Origin of the sequence: Aliarcobacter butzleri (assembly GCF_900187115.1) — a bacterium.
GTDB lineage: Bacteria > Campylobacterota > Campylobacteria > Campylobacterales > Arcobacteraceae > Aliarcobacter > Aliarcobacter butzleri.
The window spans coordinates 2,186,768-2,208,258 of sequence record NZ_LT906455.1 but is presented as its reverse complement, the minus strand read 5'-3'; the positions used below and the strand labels follow the sequence as shown (position 1 = coordinate 2,208,258).

At 26.7% G+C, this 21,491-nt stretch carries 24 protein-coding genes; 22 read left to right on the top strand and 2 right to left on the bottom strand.

Going from position 1 to position 21,491, the window contains the following annotated elements; all coding sequences use genetic code 11:
- Nucleotide 1 precedes the first annotated feature (1 nt).
- The 10 genes from coaBC (at nt 2) to mltA (ending at nt 9,559) form a co-directional block, all read left to right on the top strand.
- Complete coding sequence (gene coaBC / locus CKV87_RS11000; RefSeq protein ID WP_012148054.1) at nt 2-1,225, top strand: bifunctional phosphopantothenoylcysteine decarboxylase/phosphopantothenate--cysteine ligase CoaBC; 1,224 nt, start codon at nt 2-4, stop codon at nt 1,223-1,225.
- Nucleotides 1,212-1,916, top strand: coding sequence for a di-trans,poly-cis-decaprenylcistransferase (locus CKV87_RS10995; RefSeq protein ID WP_004511087.1), 705 nt, complete (start codon nt 1,212-1,214; stop codon nt 1,914-1,916). Before coaBC ends, CKV87_RS10995 begins: the two co-directional genes overlap by 14 nt.
- A complete protein-coding gene (locus tag CKV87_RS10990; RefSeq protein WP_012148053.1) occupies nt 1,876-2,469 on the top strand; it encodes a prepilin peptidase in 594 nt (197 codons plus the stop codon). The genes CKV87_RS10995 and CKV87_RS10990 overlap by 41 nt, the downstream gene beginning before the upstream one ends.
- Nucleotides 2,469-3,485 (top strand): LptF/LptG family permease, encoded by a 1,017-nt coding sequence (locus CKV87_RS10985; protein ID WP_012148052.1) that lies wholly within the window; start codon nt 2,469-2,471, stop codon nt 3,483-3,485. The genes CKV87_RS10990 and CKV87_RS10985 overlap by 1 nt, the downstream gene beginning before the upstream one ends.
- 6 nt (nt 3,486-3,491) lie before the next feature.
- Nucleotides 3,492-4,214 carry a tRNA pseudouridine(38-40) synthase TruA gene (truA, locus tag CKV87_RS10980; protein ID WP_012148051.1) on the top strand — a complete coding sequence of 241 codons (723 nt, stop codon included), beginning with the start codon at nt 3,492-3,494 and terminating at the stop codon, nt 4,212-4,214.
- A gap of 3 nt (nt 4,215-4,217) precedes the next feature.
- Nucleotides 4,218-4,859: a transglutaminase-like cysteine peptidase gene (locus CKV87_RS10975; protein ID WP_012148050.1), complete on the top strand. Its 642-nt coding sequence runs from the start codon at nt 4,218-4,220 to the stop codon at nt 4,857-4,859.
- Nucleotides 4,860-4,974: 115 nt separating this feature from the next.
- Nucleotides 4,975-5,766 carry a heat-shock regulator gene (locus CKV87_RS10970; RefSeq protein WP_012148049.1) on the top strand — a complete coding sequence of 264 codons (792 nt, stop codon included), beginning with the start codon at nt 4,975-4,977 and terminating at the stop codon, nt 5,764-5,766.
- A gap of 9 nt (nt 5,767-5,775) precedes the next feature.
- The gene (gene grpE / locus CKV87_RS10965) at nt 5,776-6,333 is read left to right on the top strand and encodes a nucleotide exchange factor GrpE (RefSeq protein ID WP_004511081.1); all 558 of its coding nucleotides are present in this window, start codon (nt 5,776-5,778) and stop codon (nt 6,331-6,333) included.
- A 188-nt stretch (nt 6,334-6,521) separates the two neighbouring features.
- Nucleotides 6,522-8,408: a molecular chaperone DnaK gene (dnaK, locus tag CKV87_RS10960; RefSeq protein ID WP_004511080.1), complete on the top strand. Its 1,887-nt coding sequence runs from the start codon at nt 6,522-6,524 to the stop codon at nt 8,406-8,408.
- Nucleotides 8,409-8,470: 62 nt separating this feature from the next.
- Complete coding sequence (gene mltA / locus CKV87_RS10955; protein ID WP_012148048.1) at nt 8,471-9,559, top strand: murein transglycosylase A; 1,089 nt, start codon at nt 8,471-8,473, stop codon at nt 9,557-9,559.
- A gap of 10 nt (nt 9,560-9,569) precedes the next feature.
- Here the strand turns inward: mltA and CKV87_RS10950 are convergent, their stop codons facing one another.
- On the bottom strand, nt 9,570-9,812 hold the full coding sequence (locus CKV87_RS10950; RefSeq protein ID WP_004511078.1) for a hypothetical protein: 243 nt from the start codon (nt 9,810-9,812) through the stop codon (nt 9,570-9,572).
- Nucleotides 9,813-9,917: 105 nt separating this feature from the next.
- Between CKV87_RS10950 and CKV87_RS10945 the strand changes: the two genes are divergently transcribed.
- The 7 genes from CKV87_RS10945 to CKV87_RS10915 all read left to right on the top strand — a co-directional run bounded on the left by CKV87_RS10945 (nt 9,918) and on the right by CKV87_RS10915 (nt 16,312).
- On the top strand, nt 9,918-10,721 hold the full coding sequence (locus tag CKV87_RS10945; protein ID WP_012148047.1) for a phosphatidylserine decarboxylase: 804 nt from the start codon (nt 9,918-9,920) through the stop codon (nt 10,719-10,721).
- On the top strand, nt 10,696-12,066 hold the full coding sequence (locus CKV87_RS10940; protein ID WP_012148046.1) for an EAL domain-containing protein: 1,371 nt from the start codon (nt 10,696-10,698) through the stop codon (nt 12,064-12,066). The genes CKV87_RS10945 and CKV87_RS10940 overlap by 26 nt, the downstream gene beginning before the upstream one ends.
- Nucleotides 12,067-12,127: 61 nt before the next feature.
- Nucleotides 12,128-12,352: a hypothetical protein gene (locus CKV87_RS10935; protein ID WP_004511075.1), complete on the top strand. Its 225-nt coding sequence runs from the start codon at nt 12,128-12,130 to the stop codon at nt 12,350-12,352.
- A gap of 49 nt (nt 12,353-12,401) precedes the next feature.
- Nucleotides 12,402-12,824, top strand: a complete 423-nt coding sequence (locus CKV87_RS10930; protein ID WP_004511074.1) for an ATP-dependent zinc protease family protein — start codon at nt 12,402-12,404, stop codon at nt 12,822-12,824.
- A gap of 11 nt (nt 12,825-12,835) precedes the next feature.
- Nucleotides 12,836-13,765, top strand: coding sequence for a 30S ribosomal protein S6--L-glutamate ligase (rimK, locus tag CKV87_RS10925; RefSeq protein WP_004511073.1), 930 nt, complete (start codon nt 12,836-12,838; stop codon nt 13,763-13,765).
- Nucleotides 13,765-15,522, top strand: coding sequence for a protein-disulfide reductase DsbD (gene dsbD / locus CKV87_RS10920; protein WP_012148045.1), 1,758 nt, complete (start codon nt 13,765-13,767; stop codon nt 15,520-15,522). Before rimK ends, dsbD begins: the two co-directional genes overlap by 1 nt.
- A 43-nt stretch (nt 15,523-15,565) precedes the next feature.
- Nucleotides 15,566-16,312, top strand: a complete 747-nt coding sequence (locus CKV87_RS10915) for a sulfite exporter TauE/SafE family protein (RefSeq protein ID WP_012148044.1) — start codon at nt 15,566-15,568, stop codon at nt 16,310-16,312.
- Between the two features lie 29 nt (nt 16,313-16,341).
- Here the strand turns inward: CKV87_RS10915 and CKV87_RS10910 are convergent, their stop codons facing one another.
- Nucleotides 16,342-17,748 carry a DASS family sodium-coupled anion symporter gene (locus CKV87_RS10910; protein ID WP_012148043.1) on the bottom strand — a complete coding sequence of 469 codons (1,407 nt, stop codon included), beginning with the start codon at nt 17,746-17,748 and terminating at the stop codon, nt 16,342-16,344.
- A gap of 138 nt (nt 17,749-17,886) precedes the next feature.
- Between CKV87_RS10910 and cobT the strand changes: the two genes are divergently transcribed.
- From cobT to CKV87_RS10885, 5 genes are read left to right on the top strand one after another with little or no spacing between them, the layout of a single operon-like run.
- Nucleotides 17,887-18,954, top strand: a complete 1,068-nt coding sequence (gene cobT, locus CKV87_RS10905) for a nicotinate mononucleotide-dependent phosphoribosyltransferase CobT (RefSeq protein ID WP_012148042.1) — start codon at nt 17,887-17,889, stop codon at nt 18,952-18,954.
- A 1-nt stretch (nt 18,955) separates the two neighbouring features.
- Nucleotides 18,956-19,618 (top strand): GDSL-type esterase/lipase family protein, encoded by a 663-nt coding sequence (locus tag CKV87_RS10900; RefSeq protein WP_012148041.1) that lies wholly within the window; start codon nt 18,956-18,958, stop codon nt 19,616-19,618.
- A gap of 27 nt (nt 19,619-19,645) precedes the next feature.
- Complete coding sequence (locus CKV87_RS10895; RefSeq protein WP_012148040.1) at nt 19,646-20,140, top strand: bifunctional adenosylcobinamide kinase/adenosylcobinamide-phosphate guanylyltransferase; 495 nt, start codon at nt 19,646-19,648, stop codon at nt 20,138-20,140.
- Complete coding sequence (locus CKV87_RS10890; RefSeq protein ID WP_012148039.1) at nt 20,137-20,883, top strand: adenosylcobinamide-GDP ribazoletransferase; 747 nt, start codon at nt 20,137-20,139, stop codon at nt 20,881-20,883. Before CKV87_RS10895 ends, CKV87_RS10890 begins: the two co-directional genes overlap by 4 nt.
- On the top strand, nt 20,883-21,488 hold the full coding sequence (locus CKV87_RS10885; RefSeq protein WP_012148038.1) for a transglutaminase domain-containing protein: 606 nt from the start codon (nt 20,883-20,885) through the stop codon (nt 21,486-21,488). Before CKV87_RS10890 ends, CKV87_RS10885 begins: the two co-directional genes overlap by 1 nt.
- The last annotated feature ends 3 nt before the right edge of the window (nt 21,489-21,491 follow it).

The following is a 21,491-nucleotide window of genomic DNA, read 5'->3' as shown; positions in this document are numbered from 1 at the left end:
AATGCTTTTAAAAAATAAAAAAATATTAGTTGGAGTTACTGGTTCAATTGCTATTTATAAAGCTTTGGATTTGATTAGACTTTATGTAAAAGCAGGTGCACAAGTCCGAGTTATTATGACTGAAAGTGCAAAAAAGTTTATAAATCCAATTACATTTGAAGCTATTTCACAAAACAGAGTTTTAGATGAAAGTAGTGAAAACTGGGATAAAAGCCAAGATTATAATCATATAGATATTGGAAAATGGTCTGATATTTTTGTGATTGCTCCAACTAGTGCTAATACTATAAATAAATTAGCTTGTGGTTTGGCTGATAATTTATTACTTCAAACGGCTTTAGCTTATACAAAAACTAAATTAATTGCACCAGCAGCTAATACAAATATGATAAATAATCCTATTACAAAACAGAGCCTTGATAAATTAAAACATCTTGAATATAAAGTAGTCTCTTCTCAAATAAAAGAACTTGTTTGTAAAGATGTTGGCGATGGAGCAATGGCAGAACCAACTGATATTTTTGATGCTACTTGCAAAGAACTTTTAAAAGATGAGTATTGGATAAATAGAAAAGTTGTTTTAAGTGGCGGTGGGACAATAGAAAAGATAGATGATGTAAGATATATTTCAAACTTTTCATCAGGAAAAATGGCATCAAACTTAGCAAAAGCTTTATATTATAAAGGTGCAGATGTTTGTTTAGTAAGTTCTCGTGGTTATGAAAATTTACCAAATGATATTCATTTAATAAAAGTGCAAAGTTCATTTGAAATGTACGAATCTTTAGTAAGTTCATTAGAAATTGCAAAAAAAGAGAGTAAAAAACAGAGTTTTTTATTTATGGTAGCTGCTGTTAGTGATTATCTTCCAACTTTTGCACAAGAAGGAAAACTAAAAAAAGATTTAATAGGAATAAACTGGAATTTAGAGTTAAAACAAAATATTGATATTTTAAATTCTTTAGATAAAAGTGAAATAATTTCTATTGGATTTAAAGCAGAAATGGATGAATTAATAGCTCAAAATAGTGCAATTTCAATGTTAGAAAAAAAGAATCTTGATGGAGTTTGTTTAAATATTTTAAACGAAGAAAATAGTTTTGGAAGTGAAAATAATAGTATTGAACTCATTTTAAAAAATAAGAATAAAAGTTCTACATTTAAAGGTTCAAAATTAGACATATCTTTAGAAATTTTAGAAAAATTACAAGATGAGTTTAAATAATATGAATGATGATAAAGGCTTTCCTTCTCATATTGCCATCATTATGGATGGGAATGGAAGATGGGCAAAACAAAGAGGATTAAAAAGAACTGCTGGACATGAAGAAGGTGCGAAAGTTGTAAGAGAGATTACAAAGTTTTGCGCAAAAATTGGAATAGAATATTTAACTTTATATGCTTTTTCAACTGAGAATTGGGCAAGACCAAAACTTGAAGTTGAATATTTGATGAAACTTTTAGAAAAACATCTAAAAAATGAGTTAGAAGTTTTTTTAGAAAATAATATTAGATTTAAAGCAATTGGAGATCTTAGTAAATTCTCAAAATCTTTACAAAATATTATAAACCAAATAGAAGAAAAAACTTCTTCTTGCAGTGGTCTTACACAGGTTTTAGCTTTAAATTATGGCTCAAAAGATGAAATTATTAGAGCAATAAAGAAATTGAATGAACAACATCTTGAAATAACAGAAGAAAATTTAGAATCATGCCTTGATACAGCAGGTATGAGTCCAGTTGATTTGCTAATACGAACTAGTGGTGAAGTTAGACTTTCAAATTATCTATTATGGCAAAATGCTTATGCAGAGATGTTTTTTACAAAAACTTATTGGCCAGATTTTAGTGTTGCTGAACTTAAAAAGATTTTAGATGATTATAAAAATAGAGAGAGAAGATTTGGTGGGATTTAGATTTTTACAAATAGTAATTTGTATTATTTTAACAATATTTCTATTTTTAAAATTATCTCTAAACCTACAATTTTTATTTTTTTGTATATTCTCGTATCTTTTAGTTTTTTTATCTTTTATTGATTTAAAATATAAAGCTGTTCCAGATTATTTGCTTTTGCTTGTATTTGTTTTATCCTTTTTTATTACAGATTTTTCTTTAGAAGATAGTTTTTTAAATGCTTTTATTGCGAGTGGAGCTATTTTTTTATTAAACTTTATCGTAACTTTTTATATCCAAAATATAAAATCAAGAATTTTAAAAGATGAAAATCTTAAAAATCAAGTGGCTTTGGGAGAAGGTGATATCCCTATAATTGCAAGTATGGCTGTTGTTTTAGGATTAAATTCGCTAACTTATGCTATATTGCTATCAGCGATTATTGCTATTTTACATACAATTAGCATAAATTTTATAAAAAAAGATATTCAAATTCCATTTATTCCATCATTAGTTTTAGGATTTTTTATCGAGTATTTTTTTAATTTAGAACATTTTATAAAGGCATTTTAGTGAAGTTACAGCGCTATTTATATTCTCAACTAGCAATTACATTTTTCCCTATATTTTTTGGATTATTTTTTATTACAGCAGTAATATTTTTGGTTAAAATCTCAGCTTTAACAGCAATTATAACTGTAAACTTTTTTGAATTATTTAGAATTTTTAGTTATACAATTCCTGATATTATTTTTTATACTATGCCAATATCTTTTTTTATATCTATGGTTATAACTTTATCAAAACTTTCAAGTGAATATGAACTTACTGTTATTACTTCATTTGGATTAAATCCATTTAAAATTTTGAAGATTTTTTTACCATTAACTCTTCTTTTAACACTTTTACTTTTAGTTGTATCTGTTGGACTTATTCCAAAAAGTGATTTTGAAAGAAAGCAATTTGTAAATATTAAAAAAAATGAAGCAAATTTTAATATAAAATCTGGTGAATTTGGTCAAAAATTTGGTGACTGGCTGATTTTTATAAATGACAAAAAAAATAATCTTTATGAAGATGTAAAACTTTTGAAAGTTCAAAAAGACAATGATCAATTTGTGATTAGTAAAAATGCTGTTTTAGACAATGACAATGGTGTTTTAAGCATTAGATTAGACGAGGGAAAAGCTTTTTTGATTGATAAGGAAGAGTTTAATCAAATAAATTATGAAGCAATGTACATAAATGATTCTATTTCCACAGCTAAAACAACTGTTTTTACGACAACTTATGATTATTGGAAAAATAATATAAAAAACAAAGTTGATTTAGATGATTTGACATTCTTTATTTTAACTTCTTTTTTTCCTTTGATGTCTTTATTTTTAGTAATTACTTTTGGGTATTTTAATCCAAGATATGAAAAAAATAGAGCAATTATGTATTCATTAATTTCGATAGTATTATATTATGTTCTAATCAAATCAATAGGAGATAAAATATTTTTACACACGCTTTATATTATTCCTATTCTTTGGCTTAGTGGGACATATCTTTTATACTCTAAAACTATAAAAAAAGAGTATTAAAACTCTATGAACTTAAAGTTTGTTGTCGCTTATGATGGAAGTTTATTTCAAGGAAGCCAAAAACAACCAAATGGCAAAACAGTTGAAAATGAACTTTTAAAGGCTTTTGAAAATATAAATATTAAAACTCAAATAGTTTTAAGTGGAAGAACAGATAAAGAAGTTCACTCATCTGGACAAGTGTTTAATTGTCAAATACCTTCGTATTGGGAAGATTTTTTTAAATTAAAAGAGATTTTAAACAAAAATCTTCCAACTTCTATAAAAATAAAAAAAATATCAAAAGTAGATGAAAGTTTTCATTCAAGATTTAGTGCAAAAAAAAGGGTTTATAGATATTTAATTACTACAAAAGAGACAACACCTTTTAATGATAAATTTATAACTTATGTAAAAAGTGTAGATGAAAAGCTTTTAAAAAAGGCTATAAAAGAGTTTATTGGAATTCATGATTTCAAATATTTTCATAAAACAGGAAGTGATAAAGAGAATACAAATAGAGAAATTTTTGATACAAAATTTTATAAATATAAAGATATTTATGTTTTTAAGTTTACTGCAAATTCATATTTACGAAGTCAAATTAGGCTTATGGTTGGATTTTTACTTGCAATAAATGATAAAAAATTAACTATTGAAGATTTAAGAAAACAACTAAATTGTGAAAAAATTATTTTTAAAACTCCTATAAAACCAAATGGTTTGTATCTTGCGAAGATAAAATATTAGTTTATGAAATCTCTAATTTTATTAATTTTATTCTTATTTTCAAATAGTTTTGCTTATGAGTTTAAATTAAACCAAAAAGATAAAAATTTAATAGAAAAATCAACTCAAAAATCTTTTATATTAAAACGATTAGCAAAATATGAAGAAGTAAAAAATAAAGCTAAAAATCTTGATATAAATAATAAATTGACTCAAATAAATCTTTTTATAAATGGAAGTCTTGCTGAATTTGATAATGCTTCAATGGGAATTGATGATTATTGGATGACACCTAAAGAATTTTTTATAAAAGGTCATGGAGATTGTGAAGATTATGTAATAGCAAAGTATTTTACACTTTTAGAATTAGGGGTAAAAAAAGAAAATTTATATCCAGCTATTGTAAAAGTGCAAGGAAGTGCTAGTTTTCACTTAGTATTACTTTATGTAGAAGACAAAAATAAATCACCACTTGTGTTAGACAATCTTAGTTTTAAAATTTTACCATTTTCGAAAAGAACAGATTTAACTCCAAAAGTTGCTTTTAATGAAATTGACTCTTATACCTTAACAAGAGAAAAATTTCTTCAAAAAGCAAATGTTGATTGGGGAAAAGAGAATAAATGGGAAAAACTACTAAATAGAGTTTATAAGTTGGATGAATAGATAAATAGCTTTTTTTAACTATTTATAAAAAACACTTGACAAATATAGACTCAATAAGTTATAATTCTTTAGCAGTTTAAGATATAGAGTGCTAAATTTACAAAATGGTCGTTTTATGATAGATAAAAAAGAGTTTTTATTACAGTCTATTATTAAAGCTTACATAGAGCATTTAGAGCCAATAGGTTCAACACAGCTTAAATCTATGTATGATATTACTTATTCTCCTGCAACAATTAGAGGTTACTTTAAAAAACTTGGAGATGAGGGATATCTTGCACAAGAACATATAAGTAGTGGACGAACACCTACAAATGAAGCTTTAAAACAGTATTGGAAATCAAAACTTAACTTTAAAATTGATGGTGTAAATTTACGAGCATTAGAATATTATGCCTCTAAAATTGGACTGAGTATTTTTATAAAAAAAGAGAAAACTGATATACTAAAAAATATTATAAATGTTGAAAATAGATATATGATATTGGAGTTTTCTTCATTTGCAATTAGTGTTAGATATAGTGAAGCTCTTTATAGATTTTTAGTTGATTTGATAGATTTACATATAAAAGATATTTTAAAAATATCAAAAGATGTAGGTGCTTTTGAAGTTTATAACTCAATAAATCAAAGCTTATTAGCTTCAGATTTTCAAATCTTTAATTATAAAGAGTTTTTATCAATAGCATTAAATTATAGTTTTGATGAATATACAATAAATAGATTTCTAAAAGGTCAAATTTTAGATGATTTAAAAGAAGGTTTATATTTTGATAAACTATTACCAGCAGATTATATTGGAATATGTAACTATTGCAAAATAGATAACGAAGAAGTAAAAATGTTGGTTATTGGTGAATTACCAAAAGATTATGAATATTTTTATGAAAAAATTACAAATTTTTAGGAGTTAAATGTGAGTGAAGAAAAAAAAGATGAAATTTTAGAGCAAGAAACTGTTGAAACAAAAGAAGAAATAAAAACAGAAGAAGCTGAGCAAAAAACTGAAAGTTTAGAAGAAAAAGTTGCTAGACTTGAAAGTGAATTAAAAGAGAGTGAAGAGAAATTTTTAAGAGCTTATGCTGATTTTGAAAATATGAAAAAAAGATTAGAAAAAGAGAAATATCAAGCAATAGATTATGCAAGTGAAAAATTTGCAAAAGATTTATTAACACCTCTTGATACTTTAGAGATGGCATTAAATTCAGCTAAAGCTGATGTTGATGCAAATGAGCTTTTAGAAAAACTAAAAGAAGGAATTGAGCTTACACTTAAAAACTTCATAACGACTTTTGAAAAACATAATATTACAAAGGTTGAAACTGATGGTGAGTTTGATCCAAATGTTCATAATGCTGTAATGCAAGTTGATAGTGCAGAACATAATTCTGGACAAATTGTTCAAGAGTTACAAAAAGGTTATGTATTAAAAGATAGGTTATTAAGACCTTCAATGGTAAGTATAGCAAACTAAAAAATGACCGTAATGTCACTAAACTAATGATTTAAATAGAAAATTAAAATAAGAAACAAAACTTGAGGAATCAACACAAGTTCTCTTGTGCTTTAGATTGGTTCTTAGGTTGGATTTATTCAACCGCTAAAGAACATATAAAGATGAAAGGTTCCTTAATTTTATAAAATAAAATAAAGGACTAAAAAATGAGTAAAGTAATTGGAATAGATTTAGGAACAACAAACTCTTGTGTTGCTGTTTATGAAAATGGTGAAGCAAAAATTATCCCAAATAAAGAGGGGAAAAATACAACTCCATCTATCGTTGCATATACAGATAAAGGTGAAGTTTTAGTTGGTGATCCAGCTAAAAGACAAGCAATAACAAATCCAGAAAAAACTATTTATTCTATTAAAAGAATTATGGGACTTATGATGAATGAGCCAAATGCAAAAGAAGCTCAATCAAAAGTAGGTTATAAAATTGTTGATAGAAATGGTGCAGCAGCAGTTGAAATTGCTGGAAAAGTTTATACTCCTCAAGAAATTTCTGCAAAAATTTTAGGAAAATTAAAAGCTGATGCAGAAGAGTATTTAGGTGATAAAGTTACAGATGCAGTTATTACTGTTCCTGCATATTTTAATGATGCACAAAGAAAAGCTACTCAAGAAGCTGGAACAATTGCAGGTCTTAATGTATTAAGAATTATCAATGAACCAACTGCAGCATCACTTGCTTATGGTTTAGATAAAAAAGGTGAAGAAAAAGTTTTAGTTTATGATTTAGGTGGAGGAACTTTTGACGTTACTGTTTTAGAAATTGGAGATGGAACATTTGAAGTACTTTCAACTGATGGAAATGCTTTTTTAGGTGGAGATGACTTTGATAACGCGATTATTGATTGGTTAGCAAAAGAGTTCAAAGATGAAAATGGTTTTGATATTAAAAATGACAAAATGGCATTACAAAGATTAAAAGATGCGGCTGAAAATGCTAAAAAAGAACTTTCATCTGCTGAATCAACAGAGATTAATTTACCATTTATCTCTATGGGAAATGCAGGGCCAATTCACTTAGTTAAATCTTTAACTAGAGCAAAATTTGAATCTATGACTGAAAAACTAATTGATGAAACTTTAGACCATATTAAAATTGCTCTTAAAGAAGCAGGATTAAGTAAAGGTGACATCGATGAAATTATCATGGTTGGAGGAAGTACAAGACTTCCAAAAGCAAACCAAGTGGTAAAAGAATTCTTTGGAAAAGATTTAAATAAAGGTGTAAATCCTGATGAAGTAGTTGCTGCTGGTGCTGCAGTTCAAGCTGGAGTTTTAAGAGGTGATGTTAAAGATGTTCTTTTACTAGATGTTACACCATTAAGTTTAGGAATCGAAACTTTAGGTGGAGTTATGACAAAACTTATTGATAAAGGAACAACAATTCCTGTTAAAAAATCACAAGTTTTCTCAACGGCTGATGATAATCAACCTGCTGTTTCTATTCATGTATGCCAAGGTGAAAGAGAGTTTGCAAAAGATAATAAATCTTTAGGTATGTTTGAACTTTCTGATATTCCAGCAGCTCCAAGAGGTGTTCCTCAAATTGAAGTAACATTTGATATTGATGCAAATGGTGTTTTAAATGTAAGTGCAAAAGATAAAGGAACTGGAAAAGAAAACAAAATTACAATTTCAGGTTCATCTGGATTAAGTGATGCAGAAATTGAAAAAATGGTTGCAGAAGCAGAAGCAAACAAAGAAGCTGATGCTAAGAAAAAAGCAGTTATTGAAGTAAGAAATCAAGCAGATGCATTATTACACTCAACTAGAAAAACTTTAGAAGAAAATGAAAATGCAATTAGCGAAGATGAGAAAAAAGCTATTATTGATGCAGCAGCTGATTTAGAAGAGACTTTAAAAGATGAAAATGCAACAAAAGAGCAAATTGAAGAAAAATTAAAAACTTTAACTGATAAATCTCATAAATTAGCAGAAGCTATGTATAAAAAAGAGCAAGGGGAGCAAGCAGGTGCTCAACCAAATCAAAAAGCAAAAAAAGATGACGATGATGTTATCGATGCTGAAGTAGAGTAAAAGCTCTACTTCATGCAAACTATATTTATTTTACTTATTTTTGTTTTTCTTAGTTATATTTTATGAAAAGCTTAATACTTATTCTATTTTTAACTTTTTTGGTTACAGGATGTTCTACTAAAAAAGAGGTTTTTGAAGAAAAAAAAGAAGTTAAAAATAGAATGGAACCAGTTTCTTTTACTGAGATAAAAGGTTTTTTTGAAGATGATTTAAATTATGCTTTAGAAGTTTTCAAAAAAGATTGTCAAAAATCAAAAAAATATGAACAATTTAAAAGTGTATGCCAAAAAGCTCAGTATGAGACTGATGGAAGAAAATTTTTTATAGTAAATTTTCAACCATATAAACTTTATGATAGTAATTCACATGATGAAGGAACAATTACAGGATATTATGAACCTTTATTATATGGTAGTTTGAAAAAAAGTGCCAGATATAAATATCCAGTTTATAAAATACCAAAAAATTTAATTACGTCAGATAATGCAAATTTAGAAGGTTACAAATCTCGTGGAAAATTAGTTGGTAAAAAAATAGTTCCTTATGATACAAGAAAAGAGATAGAATCAAATCCAAATAATCCAAATCTTGAAGTTATAGCTTATGTAGATGATAAATTTGATCTGTTTTTCCTTCATATCCAAGGTTCTGGAAAAATCCAGCTGGATAATGGAAAACTAATAAATGTTGCTTATGCTGAGCAAAATGGAAGAGCATATACAAGTATTGGTGGTTATTTGATAAATCAAGGACTTATGACAAAAGATGAAATGTCTGTTCAATCAATGAAAAAGTTTTTTGCAAATAACCCTTCAAAAATGGATTATATTTTTAATTTAAATGAAAGTTATATCTTTTTTAAAATCTCTAATCAAGGAGCAACGGGAGCTTTAAATACTGTTTTAACTCCAAAAAGAAACTTAGCTGTAGATAAGAGTTATATACCTTTAGGAACACCTGTATTTTTAAATACACAAAATCCAGTATCAAAACAGCCAATAAATCAAATGATGGTTGCAGCTGATGTTGGTGGAGCGATTAAAGGTGAAATTAGAGCTGATTTTTTCTGGGGATTTGGAAAAGATGCTTTTGAATATGCTGGAAGAATGAAAGAAAAAGGTAAAATGTACATTCTTCTACCTAAAAATTAGAAAATGGTTGTTACATACAACAACCATTTCCACAGCAGTAAGTTTTTTGTTCTTCTTTATAAAATTTGATTATAAAATTATTAAACATCTCTTGAATTTCAAAGATATGTTTTTTACAAAATTTATTATTCATAATATTTTTCATCTCAATAGCTTTTAATAAAGCATCATCTTTTGAATCAAATTCTAAATTATTTTTTAAATCACTTTTTTGAAAACAGCTGCATCTATCTTGTACAACAATTTTATACATAAATATCCTTTAATAAAAAACAAAGAGTATCAAAAACTTTATTAAAGCAATTTAAGAAGTAAAAAAAGATAAAATATCTACCAATAAATTTTTTAAAGGCAGATGATGCACATCACAAATCAAATATCTCAATATTTTGGAAAATTTGCTAAAAAAGAGTTTCCTACACCTATCCAAAAAATTATAAATTTAAGTTATGTAAAACTAATGAAGCTAAATATGGCTGAATTTAAACATCCTAGATATTATAAATCTTTAAATGATTTATTCACAAGAGAGTTAATCATAAAAAGAGAGATAGATAAAGACAAAGATTCAATTATTTCTCCAACTGATAGTTTTATAACTGAATGTGGAACTCTAAAAGATGACACTGCTTTACAAATAAAAGGTATGGAATATAGTGTTGAAGAGTTATTGACTTATTATTGTAGTGAAAACTTTGAAAAAGTTAAAAATGGTTCTTTTATGAACTTTTATTTAGCGCCAAAAGATTATCATAGATATCATGCTCCTTGTAACTTTAAACTAAAAAAGCTTATTCATGTTCCAGGAAAGCTTTATCCTGTAAATTTAAAATATCTAAATAAAGAATTTGAACTTTTTGTACAAAATGAAAGAGTTATTTTAGAGTGCGAAAACAATGGAAAACTTTTTTATATGGTATTTGTTGGAGCTTTAAATGTTGGTCAAATGGTATTTGAATTTGAAAATAGAGTTGAGACTAACAAAAATGCAAAAGAGATAAAAGTTTACAATTATGACAATATCGAAATAACAAAAGGTGAATGTTTAGGATATTTTAAAATGGGTTCAACTGTTGTTATGATTTGGGAAAAAGATAGTGTTCAAATTGATAATTTACTAAATCAAAATGTGAAATTTGGTCAAAGAATTGGAAAATTATAAAGTTTTAATTTTTTTACTAATCCTACTTGGGATTTCTATTTTAATTATATATTTGCTAGCAAAAGCTAAGAAAAGATGTGAAGAAGAAGTTCTTCAAAAAGTAAAAGAAATAGAAGAAAAATTATCAGTTGATAAGCTAACTGGTTTAAAAAATAGGGTTGCTTTAGATAATGATATAAAAAATGCAGAATTTGTATCAATTGCTTTACTTGATTTAGACTCTTTTGGTGATATTAATGAACTTTATGGATTTGTATCAGCTGAACTAGTTTTGGTTGAAGTTGCAAAAATTTTAAAAGAGTTTGAAAAAAATTATAATGTAAGCGCTTATAGATTAAGTGGTGATATTTTTTGTTTATTAGATAAAGATAATATGCCATTTTTTCAATTTGAACTATTTATTGAAGATTTGATTTTAACATTTAAAAATAAATTAGTTCATATTGATAAATTAGGAATAGATGTTTTAATTAGTATGACATTAGGAATTTCTATTGTACAAGAAGAGCCAGTTAGAACAGCTGCAATTGCACTAAAAAAAGCAAAAAAAACAAATCAAAGATTTCTTGTTTATAACAATGAGATTGATACAAAAGAAGTTGTTAAAAAATCTATTTATTGGCGAGAAAAAATACAAAAAGCTATTTTAGAAAATAATGTAATACCTTTTTATCAACCAATTTTCGATAGAAATAAAGAAATTGTAAAATATGAAACTTTGATGAGAATAAGAGATATTGATGAAAATGAGAAAGTGATATACTTTACACCAAATCTATTTTTATCTGTATCTTTTAAAACAAAACAGTATTTACAATTGTCTCATATCATTATCTCAAAAACATTTGATAATTTACTAAAAACAAAAAAACAAATATCATTAAATATAAGTTTTAAAGATATTTTAAATAATGAGTTTATAGAGTTTTTAGATAATAAAATGGATAGATTAGAGAAAAAAGATAAACAAAGAATAATATTTGAGATACTAGAAAGTGATTATATCTCTGATTATGAACATTTAGAAGAGTTTATTTCAAAGTATAAAAAGCATGGTGTAAAAATTGCAATAGATGATTTTGGAACAGGTTATTCAAACTTTATAAGAATTATGAGAATAAGACCAGATTATTTAAAAATAGATAGTTCTTTAATAAAATATATAGATATAGATAAAAACTCTTATGAAATTGTAAAATCAATTATTGCCTTTTCAAAAGCATTAAATATCAAAACTATTGCTGAATATGTACATACAAAAGAAATTCTAGATTTACTTTTAGAAATGGGTGTTGATGAATTTCAAGGTTTTTACTTAGGCGAACCTTCTTTAAACATTGAATAGTTTTAATTAAACAAAAGTTTATTTTTGTACAATTTAGAAATATTTATTAAAGGAGAGAAATATGTCAGTTATTACAGAAATTGGAACATTAGCATTAGCAGGTACAAAAAAAGGAAAAATAACAATCTCTAATGTAACAGAACCTTATGGAAAAGATACAGATGATATTGTAAGCATAGGTGTTTCATTAAATGGAATAGATGTTCAATGGAAAGCTCATATTCCTTATGAAAATTTAGAAGAAGTTATTGCTATTTTACAAAAAGCTAGCGATAGCAAAAAATAGCCTAAAAAAATCTTTTGTGATATAATAACCTTTATTAAAGAGGTAAGTTATGTCACAAATGAAAGTTATTGGAAGAAGAGAAGTTATTGATATTTTAGACTTAGAGCTTTATGGCTTAGATGCTAAAATAGATACTGGCGCAGATTCAAATTCGTTACATTGCGATGATATATTTATTGATGATGAAAAGTTTGTTCACTTTTCTTTATTAGATGAAGTTCATCCAGCTTACCATGGTAAAAAAATAAAAATGCCTCTTTATAAATTAAAAAAAGTTAAAAGTTCAAACGGAATAATCCAATTAAGAGCATCAATTCAAGTTGTAGTATCTTTTTTTGGGAAAAATTATAAAACAGTGATATCTTTGACAGATCGTTCAGATATGAAATATCCAATGTTAATTGGAAGAAAATTTTTAACAAATCGTTTTTTAGTAGATGTTTCAAAAGAGTATTTATCAAAGGTTAATTAAAAGGTAATAATATGAGAATCTATATCTTATCAAGAAATGAAAATTTGTATTCAACAAAAAGACTAGTACAAGAAGCAACGGCAAAAGGCTGGGAAGTAAAAGTAATAGATTATTTAAAATGTACGATTGAGATTATGAAAGGTGAATTACTTGTGAACTATGAAGGAAAATTGTTACCAATTCCCGATGCTATAATTCCTAGAATTGGTGCAAGTAAAACTTTTTATGGTGCAGCAATGGTTAGACACTTTGAAATGCAAGATGTATTTAGTACAACAGGAAATCTAGCACTTACAAGAAGTAGAGATAAACTTAGAAGTTTACAAGTTTTATCAAAAAATGATGTGGATTTACCAAGAACAGTTTTTGCTTCAAATAAATCAAATGCAAAAGATGTTATTGCTTTAAGTGGAGGAGCACCTTTAGTTTTAAAAATTTTAGAGGGAACTCAAGGTGTTGGAGTTGTTTTAGTGGATAGTAAAAAAGCTGCTAAATCAGTTCTTGATGCTTTTTATGGGATGGATGTAAATTTACTTGTTCAAGAGTATATTGAAGAAGCCAATGGTACAGATATAAGAGCTTTTATTGTAGATAACGAAGTTGTTGGTGCGATGAAAAGACAAGGGGCAGAAGGAGACTTTAGGTCAAACTTACATCAAGGTGGAAGTGCAGTCGCTTATAAACTTAGTAGAAAAGAAAAAGCAACTGCAATAGCTGCAGCAAGAGCAATGGGACTTGGAGTTTGTGGTGTTGATATGATACCTTCAAAAAGAGGACCGTTAGTTATGGAAGTAAACTCGAGTCCAGGACTTGAAGGAATAGAAAAGTCAACAAATATAAATATAGCTCAAAAAATAATGGATTACATAGAAAAAAATATAAAACCAAAATCTTCAAATACTCAGAAAAGAAAAATAAAAAAAGATAATATAGGTGCATGATGAAAAAAATTTTATTGCTTTTAACGCTTTTTATATACTCTTTTTCTTTAGAACTTGGAAATAAAGTTTTAGAGCCAGAAGAGGCATTTAAAGTAAAATTTATAAAAAATGAAGATAGTTTAAATATCAAATTTGAATTAGGAAAAGATATATATTTATATCATGATAAATTACAAATAAATATATTAAAACCACAAAAAATAGAGATTACAAAAGAGTTAAATATCCCAAAACCTGTAAATTATGAAGAATTTATTGTGCATTTTGATGATTTAAATTTAACTATTCCTTATAATCTTTTGAAATCAAAAGTTGATTCAAAAGAGTTTGAAATTGAGTTAAAATTTCAAGGATGTTCAAAAGCTGGACTTTGTTATGCTCCAATCAATGAAAAATATCTATTATCTTTAGATGAAATTGCACAAAAAGTCGAAGCAAAAAAAGATTTAGAACAAAAAATTGAAACAAATAAAAATCTTAATGAAACAGATAGTATTGCAAATAGTTTAAAAGAGAAAAACCTACTTTTAGTTTTACTTACATTTTTTGGATTTGGCTTACTTTTATCTTTAACTCCTTGCGTTTTTCCGATGATTCCTATTTTATCATCAATTATTGTTGGTGCTTCAAAAAATGAAACTATGACGGCTAGTCGTGGTTTCTTTTTATCTTTGGTTTATGTTTTATCAATGAGTGTTGCATATACAATAGCTGGAGTAATTGCAGGAATTTTTGGAGCAAATTTACAAGTAGCACTTCAAAATCCTTATGTATTAGTTATTTTTGCTTTAATATTTGTTGCCCTTGCATTTTCTATGTTTGGTTATTTTGAAATTAGACTTCCTCAAGCTATTCAAAATAGAGTAAATAAAACAACTGATGGAAAAGAAAAACAAGGAATATTAGGAATTGCAATTATGGGATTCTTATCTGCTCTCATCGTTGGTCCTTGTGTTGCACCTCCACTTGCAGGAGCATTAGTTTATATTGGACAAACAGGTGATGCAATTCTTGGTGGATTAGCTTTATTTGTTATGAGTTTAGGAATGGGAGTTCCATTACTTCTAATTGGTTTAGGTGCCGGAAAATTTATGCCAAAACCTGGTGGCTGGATGGAAAGTATTACAAAAATTTTTGGAATAGTAATGTTAGGTGTTGCAATTTGGCTTTTAGATAGAGTTTTAGATGCAAGTATAATTATATATTTATGGGCATTATTACTTTTAGGAAGTGCTATTTATCTAAAAATTTATCAACATATTTTAACTCAGTTGATTACTGTTATGATTTTTATTGTGGGTGTTATTTTATTTGTTGGGGCAATTAGTGGTGCAACAAATCCTTTAAATCCTTTGGAAAAATTTACTTCATCAAAAATGACACAAGTCTCTGATGAAAAGTTGATTTTTAAAAAAGTAAAAAATATTCAAGAACTTGAACTTGCAATTAAAAACTCAAATAAACCAGTTATGTTAGATTTTTGGGCATCATGGTGTGTTTCATGTAAAGAGTTAGAAGAGATTACTTTTCAAGATGAACAAGTTATAAATAAACTTCAAGAATTTACTTTATTAAAAGCTGATGTAACTGAAAACAATGATGAAGACAAAGCTTTACAAAAAAAGTTTGGTGTTGTTGGACCGCCTGCTTTAATATTTTGGGATAAAGATAAAAATGAAATTCAAGCTTCAAGAATTATTGGTTACAAAAATCCAAAGGACTTTTTGGAAATAGTAAACAAAAATTTTCAAAATTAAATGATATTCATATATAATAAATCCTTCTTTTTTAGGATTTATTATGGACTTAAATATTGATTTTTTAATCATCTTTTCAATAATTTTATTTTTTTCTTCTTTGGTTCAAGGAAGTATTGGTTTTGGTTTTCCTTTAATCTCAACTCCTCTTTTAGCAATGATTACAGATATGAAAACAGCTATTTTGTATGTTGCTATTCCTACTCTTTTGATTAATTTGATAGCTATTTTTAGTGAAGGAAACTTTTTAAGTGCTATAAAAAGGTTTTATCCTTTAGCGATTTTTGCGATGATAGGAAGTGCTATTGGTACACAAATATTAATCTATAGTAGTTCTGAAATCTTTAAATTATTATTGGCAATTTCAATTATATTTTATTTATTAATTCAAAAATTCAAATTTGAAATGGTTTGGGTAAAAAATAAACCTAAAACTTCACTTGTTATATTTGGATTGAGTGCAGGAATTATAGGTGGTTTAACAAATGTTATGGCTTTGGTTTTAATAATATATTCTTTAGAATCAAAACATTCAAGAAAAGAGATAATTCAGTCTTCAAATATATGTTTTTTGTTTGGAAAACTTATTCAAATTATACTTTTTGCAATTCATGGTTCATTTACGCAGGAGTTGTTAACAATTTCTTTTAGTAGTTTAATACTTGTTGTAGTTGCAATGGTTATTGGACTCAAAATAAAGAACAAAATTCCACAAGAAAATTATAATAAAGTTATAAAAGGATTTTTATTTTTGATGGCAATAGCATTAATTTATCAAACGATTTTTTAAAAGGAAGTTAAAACTTCCTTTTAAATTTTTTAGATGAATAAGAATGCACCTAAAATAATAACTGCAAGATAAAGTGCTCCAAAAACAGCACCTAATGCCCACCATTTTGCTTGAGAAATATATCCAGCTCCATACCAAATTGGCGATGGTCCTGTTCCATATGGAGTTATAATTCCCATTACCCCTAAACTTCCTGCTAGAATAATTGTAAATGGTAAAATTTGTTCAGCAGGTAATAAACTTGCTGCAATAACCATAAATACAGGTACAAGTGCAGTTACGTGTGCAGTTACACTTGCAAAAAAGTAGTGTAATAAGAAAAACAATACAATCAATGCAACTAGCAGTGATGTTGTATGTAAATCAGATAATGCAGTTTGTGCATTTTTTCCAATATAATCTAAAATACCAACTTTTTTCAATCCATCTGCCATAGCAACTAAAGTTGAGAACCAAATGAATACGTTAAATGCTGCTTTATCTGAAAGTAAATCATCCCAAGTAATAACACCTGTTAAAACCATTACAGATACAATACAAATAGCAGTAGTTGTTGCATCAATTCCAAACTCTTTTCCAAAAATCCATAAAACTAAAGCAACAGTTGCAAGTCCTGCCATTAAATACTCTTTAAATGTAATAGCACCAAGTTTTTTTAACTCTTCTGCTGCCCAAGCTGGAGCTTCAGGAGATGTTTTTTGTGTTGGTGGATAAATTACATAAGTTAACCAAGGAGTCAATAAAAATAAAGGAATCATAAGTGGTAACATAACGCTTGCCCACTCTCCCCAAGTAATTGCATGACCAGTATTTTTTGCAATTAAATCAACAGCAAGTAAATTTGGTGCAAGTGCAGTTAAGAACATAGAACTTGTTACACAAGTAGTTGCAATAGCAACCCAAGTAATATAAGCTCCAAGTTTTCTTGGTTCTTTATCTGGCCAAGAATCAAAAATATGAGGAATATTAATAGCAACAGGATATACTGAACCACCACTTCTTGCAGTGTTTGATGGCATAAATGGTGCTAAAATTAAATCTGAAAATGCAACTGCATATCCAAGACCTAATGAACTTTTTCCCATATATTTAACCATTATAAGAGAAACTCTTTTTCCTAAACCTGTTTTTTTGTAACCAAGTGCAAACATAAATGCAGCAAAGATTAACCAAATAACACTATTTGAAAAACCTGATAATGCCCAAGTGATACTCTCTTTAGAGTTTCCAATTAATCCTAAAACTGCTACAAATGAAACACCTGCAAAACCAACAAGAGCAGCTGGAACTGGCTCAAGAATAAGTCCTACTACAACAGCAAAGAATATTGCTAAAAAGTGCCATGCGTTTTGTGTCAATCCTTCTGGTGCAGGAACGAACCATAGTGCAATTGCAACAATAATTGGCACGAATAATTTTAAAGTCTGTTTTGACATATTATGCTCCTTCTAAAGTCATACAAGAATTATAATATAATTTTGTTACAAAATAAATATAAGAAAAATTTAAAGAACGTATCAATTTATATAATATCTGTTATACTTCGCAAAAATTATTTTTATAAAAGGCTTCAAATGAACTTTAAAACAATTTTAGGAAAAGCTGATTTTATAGAGTTTCTAAGAGGTAAGAAAGCCACTTTTTTGCTTGGTTGTAGTGTAACAAAAACTTGTGAGATTCCAAATATTTCACAAGCTGGAATTCCTCAAAAATTATTTCTTACTCCAACTTTGGATGCAGAGTTTTTATGTATAAAACAAGTAAAATCTTTACCTGATATTGCAAAAACTCCAAAAGGAGTTCCAACTCCTGCAATAATAACTAGAGCAATTCATGAGCTTAAACCTTTTTCAAATATAGAAATTTTAAATTTGGGATTGGAAGTAGTTCCACAAATAGAGTATTTTAAAATACATAATTTTGATATAAACCCAAGTAATAGTATAGATAAAAATGCAAATATACCTGCTATGGAGACTTTCCAAAAAGGAATAGAGTTCGCGCAAAGCTATGAAACAAAAGATGATTATATTATTTTAGCTGAAACAATTCCAGCAGGAACTACAACAGCAAATGCGACAGCAAAAGCTTTGGGATATGATTGTGATGGATATTTTTCAAGTTCATTTAAAAATAATCCAAATGATATAAAAGAAAAAACAATCAAAAATGCTTTAGCAAATATCAATTCAAATGATGATTTATTTGATAAATTATCAAAAGTTAGTGATAATATGATAATTTTTTGTGCAGGATTTATTTTAGGTAGTCAAAATAAAAATCTAAAGATTGTATTAGCTGGTGGAACACAGATGGCTTGTGTTTTACTTGTTGTGAATTCTATTTTAAAAAGTATGGATGGAGTTCTTGATTCTTCAAATCTAGCACTTTTTACTACAAAATGGATAAAAGAAGATAAAAATTCAAATATCAAAGCACTTTTAGAACAACTTGATTTTCCTATAAATGCTTATTCAAGTGATTTTGATTTTAGTTTATCTTCACATCCAGCTTTAAAACTATATGATGAAGGAGAAGCTAAAGAGGGTGTTGGCTGTGGTGGCGCATTATGTTATGCTTCAATAAATGGTTTATCAAAACAGATAGTTACAAAAAAAATAGAAGAGTTTTTAGGAGAGTAAAATGAAAAATAAAATATTAATAGCTTTATGTGGTTTACTATTTTTAAATAATTATAATCTAGAAGCAAAAGAGATACAAAAAGTTGAAGAGTGGAAAATACAAAATGATCCATACTATAAACATAAAAAAAGTCAATTTGAGGTTTTGATGAATAATAGTAAATACACAACTATGATGTTGGGTGATTCAATAACTGATGAGGGAAGATGGGATGAACTTTTAAATAATAATACAGTTCAAAATAGAGGAATAAGTGGAGATACAACAAGTGGAGTATTAGATAGATTATCAACAGTTAGTCCTAGTATAAAACAAGTTTTTATTATGATTGGTGTAAATGACATAATGAGAGGAAAAAATGAAAATGAAGTTTTTGAAAATTATAAAAAGATAATCAAATCTTTTGAAGAAAAAAATATAAAAGTTCATATTCAATCAACTCTTTATATTGGAGAAACAAGAAAACAAAATTTTAATCCTAAAATAGAAAAATTAAATGAAAAATTAAAAGATTTTGCTAAAAACAATAATATTGATTTTATAGATTTAAATCCAATTTTTGCACCAAATAAAGTATTAAAGTCAGAATTTACAACTGATGATTTACATCTAAATGGAAAAGCTTATACTCTTTGGGTAAAAGAGATAGAAAAATATTTTTAATTATTTAGAAAATTTAGAAGGAAGAATTTGAAAATATTTTATTTTGGTGGACAAAAATCAGGAAAAACAAAAGCTGGAATAAAAAAAGCTTTTGAATTATCTACAACTAAAAAACCATATTATATAGCAACTTATGATAATTCGTTTGGAGATAGTTCTATGAGTGAGCGAATAAATAAACATATAATTGAACGAAAAAATGATTTTATAACCATCGAAGAACCCAAAGATTTAACAAAAGTTATAAAAGAAAATAATACTTATTTAATAGATTGTATTTCAATGTGGCTTTTTAATAATCTTCAGAACAATGAAGAAAGTTTGAAGCTACAACTTTCAGAGATTTGTAAAATAGAAGCAAATATCATTTTTATTCTAAATGATGTTTCTTGTGGAGTAATTCCTTTTGACAAAGAGTCAAGAAGATTTGTTGATTATTCAGGAATTATTGGACAAGAATTAGTAAAATTATGCGATGAGGTTTATGAAGTGAAATATGGAATTGAAAGAAAAATAAAATGAAACAATTATTAAACGCTTTTTTCTTTGCCCTTTCATATTTTTCAATTATTCCAGTTTTTGTAAGAAATATGGAAATAAATAATATTACATATAAATATACTCTTGCATTACTACCTTTAGTTGGAGCTATTTTGGCTTCAATAGTTGTATGTTTTAATCTTTTTTTTAATCAATTCTTCTCACCAATATATGCAGCTTTTGTCTCTTCTGTTATCTATTTATTTTTATATGGATTTATTCATACAGAAGCAATAATTGATGTTGTTGATGCTTGGTTTGCTTCTTATAGTGGAAAAGATGCTTATAAGATTATGAAAGAATCAACTATTGGAGCAATCGGAGCTTTGTATGCCTTTTCTTTTGTACTTTTAAAAGTTGGAATTATCACTTATGTTTTATATCAAAAAGAGTATGTTTTATTTTTAATAGTTTGTACTTTTTCAAGATTAAACCTTTTATATTTACTTGAATATTTTAAATTTAGTAAAGATAGCTTTTTATCTTTGGCTTTCCAAAGTGGGGGGATTTTTAGACTAAAAATCTATGCTTTGATTTATATTATTATTGCTTTTTTTATAGGTAAAAATATTTTTATTATTTTGCTTTTATCCCTTTTGAGTTTTTATTTTATATTAAAGATTTTAAATAATAAGTTTGGTTTTGTAAATGGTGATTGTTTAGGATTTACTTTAGAACACACTGAACTAATAGTTTTGAATATTGGTTTGGCTTTAATTTTATAATGTTAATAAATAATAAATTTTTAAAATATCTATCCTTTTTTATTTCAATAGTTTTTGTTATAAATTTGATTTATATGATATATTCTTCTTTTTTTATTGTAAAAAATCAGTTTACAGATATAGGTGATACAACTTATGTAAATCAAGTAAGAGAAGATGACTATACTATAAAGTTAGCTTCATATCTTACTAAAAATTGTAATAAAGATAAACTTTGTGAAGTTCAAAATTTATTGGATTTTGTTACAACAATTCCATATAAAATAAATGAAAGTATTGCAAAAAGCCCAAAACAAGTCGTTGAACAAAATTTTGGTGATTGTGATGATAAGTCCAATTTACTGATTTCTCTTTTAAAAGTGCTTGGATATGAAGTTTATTTTGTACTTGTTCCCGAACATATTTTTGTTATTATCAATCTTGATAATTTGAATATTTCTAAAGAAGCTTTATATATAAATGATAAAAAATTTTATATTTTAGAAACAACAGCAACTCTTTCAAAAATAGGATTCCCTTTAAAATATAAATTAAGCGATATAGAAGCTGTAATAGAGCCTTTTAAGAATAAAAAAATCCTTATAAATAACTTAGAATATAAATAAAAA

What these genes read in the sequence shown, in the direction of transcription:
- CKV87_RS10930 (WP_004511074.1), top strand. Translation starts at nt 12,402, where the DNA reads ATGTCACAAATGAAAGTTATTGGAAGAAGAGAAGTTATTGATATTTTA.
- mltA (WP_012148048.1), top strand. Translation starts at nt 8,471, where the DNA reads ATGAAAAGCTTAATACTTATTCTATTTTTAACTTTTTTGGTTACAGGA.
- cobT (WP_012148042.1), top strand. Translation starts at nt 17,887, where the DNA reads ATGAACTTTAAAACAATTTTAGGAAAAGCTGATTTTATAGAGTTTCTA.
- CKV87_RS10970 (WP_012148049.1), top strand. Translation starts at nt 4,975, where the DNA reads ATGATAGATAAAAAAGAGTTTTTATTACAGTCTATTATTAAAGCTTAC.
- CKV87_RS10995 (WP_004511087.1), top strand. Translation starts at nt 1,212, where the DNA reads ATGAGTTTAAATAATATGAATGATGATAAAGGCTTTCCTTCTCATATT.
- CKV87_RS10910 (WP_012148043.1), bottom strand. Translation starts at nt 17,748, where the DNA reads ATGTCAAAACAGACTTTAAAATTATTCGTGCCAATTATTGTTGCAATT.
- CKV87_RS10975 (WP_012148050.1), top strand. Translation starts at nt 4,218, where the DNA reads ATGAAATCTCTAATTTTATTAATTTTATTCTTATTTTCAAATAGTTTT.
- dnaK (WP_004511080.1), top strand. Translation starts at nt 6,522, where the DNA reads ATGAGTAAAGTAATTGGAATAGATTTAGGAACAACAAACTCTTGTGTT.
- rimK (WP_004511073.1), top strand. Translation starts at nt 12,836, where the DNA reads ATGAGAATCTATATCTTATCAAGAAATGAAAATTTGTATTCAACAAAA.
- CKV87_RS10935 (WP_004511075.1), top strand. Translation starts at nt 12,128, where the DNA reads ATGTCAGTTATTACAGAAATTGGAACATTAGCATTAGCAGGTACAAAA.
- CKV87_RS10990 (WP_012148053.1), top strand. Translation starts at nt 1,876, where the DNA reads ATGATTATAAAAATAGAGAGAGAAGATTTGGTGGGATTTAGATTTTTA.
- truA (WP_012148051.1), top strand. Translation starts at nt 3,492, where the DNA reads ATGAACTTAAAGTTTGTTGTCGCTTATGATGGAAGTTTATTTCAAGGA.
- CKV87_RS10885 (WP_012148038.1), top strand. Translation starts at nt 20,883, where the DNA reads ATGTTAATAAATAATAAATTTTTAAAATATCTATCCTTTTTTATTTCA.
- CKV87_RS10945 (WP_012148047.1), top strand. Translation starts at nt 9,918, where the DNA reads ATGCACATCACAAATCAAATATCTCAATATTTTGGAAAATTTGCTAAA.
- CKV87_RS10900 (WP_012148041.1), top strand. Translation starts at nt 18,956, where the DNA reads ATGAAAAATAAAATATTAATAGCTTTATGTGGTTTACTATTTTTAAAT.
- CKV87_RS10950 (WP_004511078.1), bottom strand. Translation starts at nt 9,812, where the DNA reads ATGTATAAAATTGTTGTACAAGATAGATGCAGCTGTTTTCAAAAAAGT.
- CKV87_RS10915 (WP_012148044.1), top strand. Translation starts at nt 15,566, where the DNA reads ATGGACTTAAATATTGATTTTTTAATCATCTTTTCAATAATTTTATTT.
- dsbD (WP_012148045.1), top strand. Translation starts at nt 13,765, where the DNA reads ATGAAAAAAATTTTATTGCTTTTAACGCTTTTTATATACTCTTTTTCT.
- coaBC (WP_012148054.1), top strand. Translation starts at nt 2, where the DNA reads ATGCTTTTAAAAAATAAAAAAATATTAGTTGGAGTTACTGGTTCAATT.
- CKV87_RS10890 (WP_012148039.1), top strand. Translation starts at nt 20,137, where the DNA reads ATGAAACAATTATTAAACGCTTTTTTCTTTGCCCTTTCATATTTTTCA.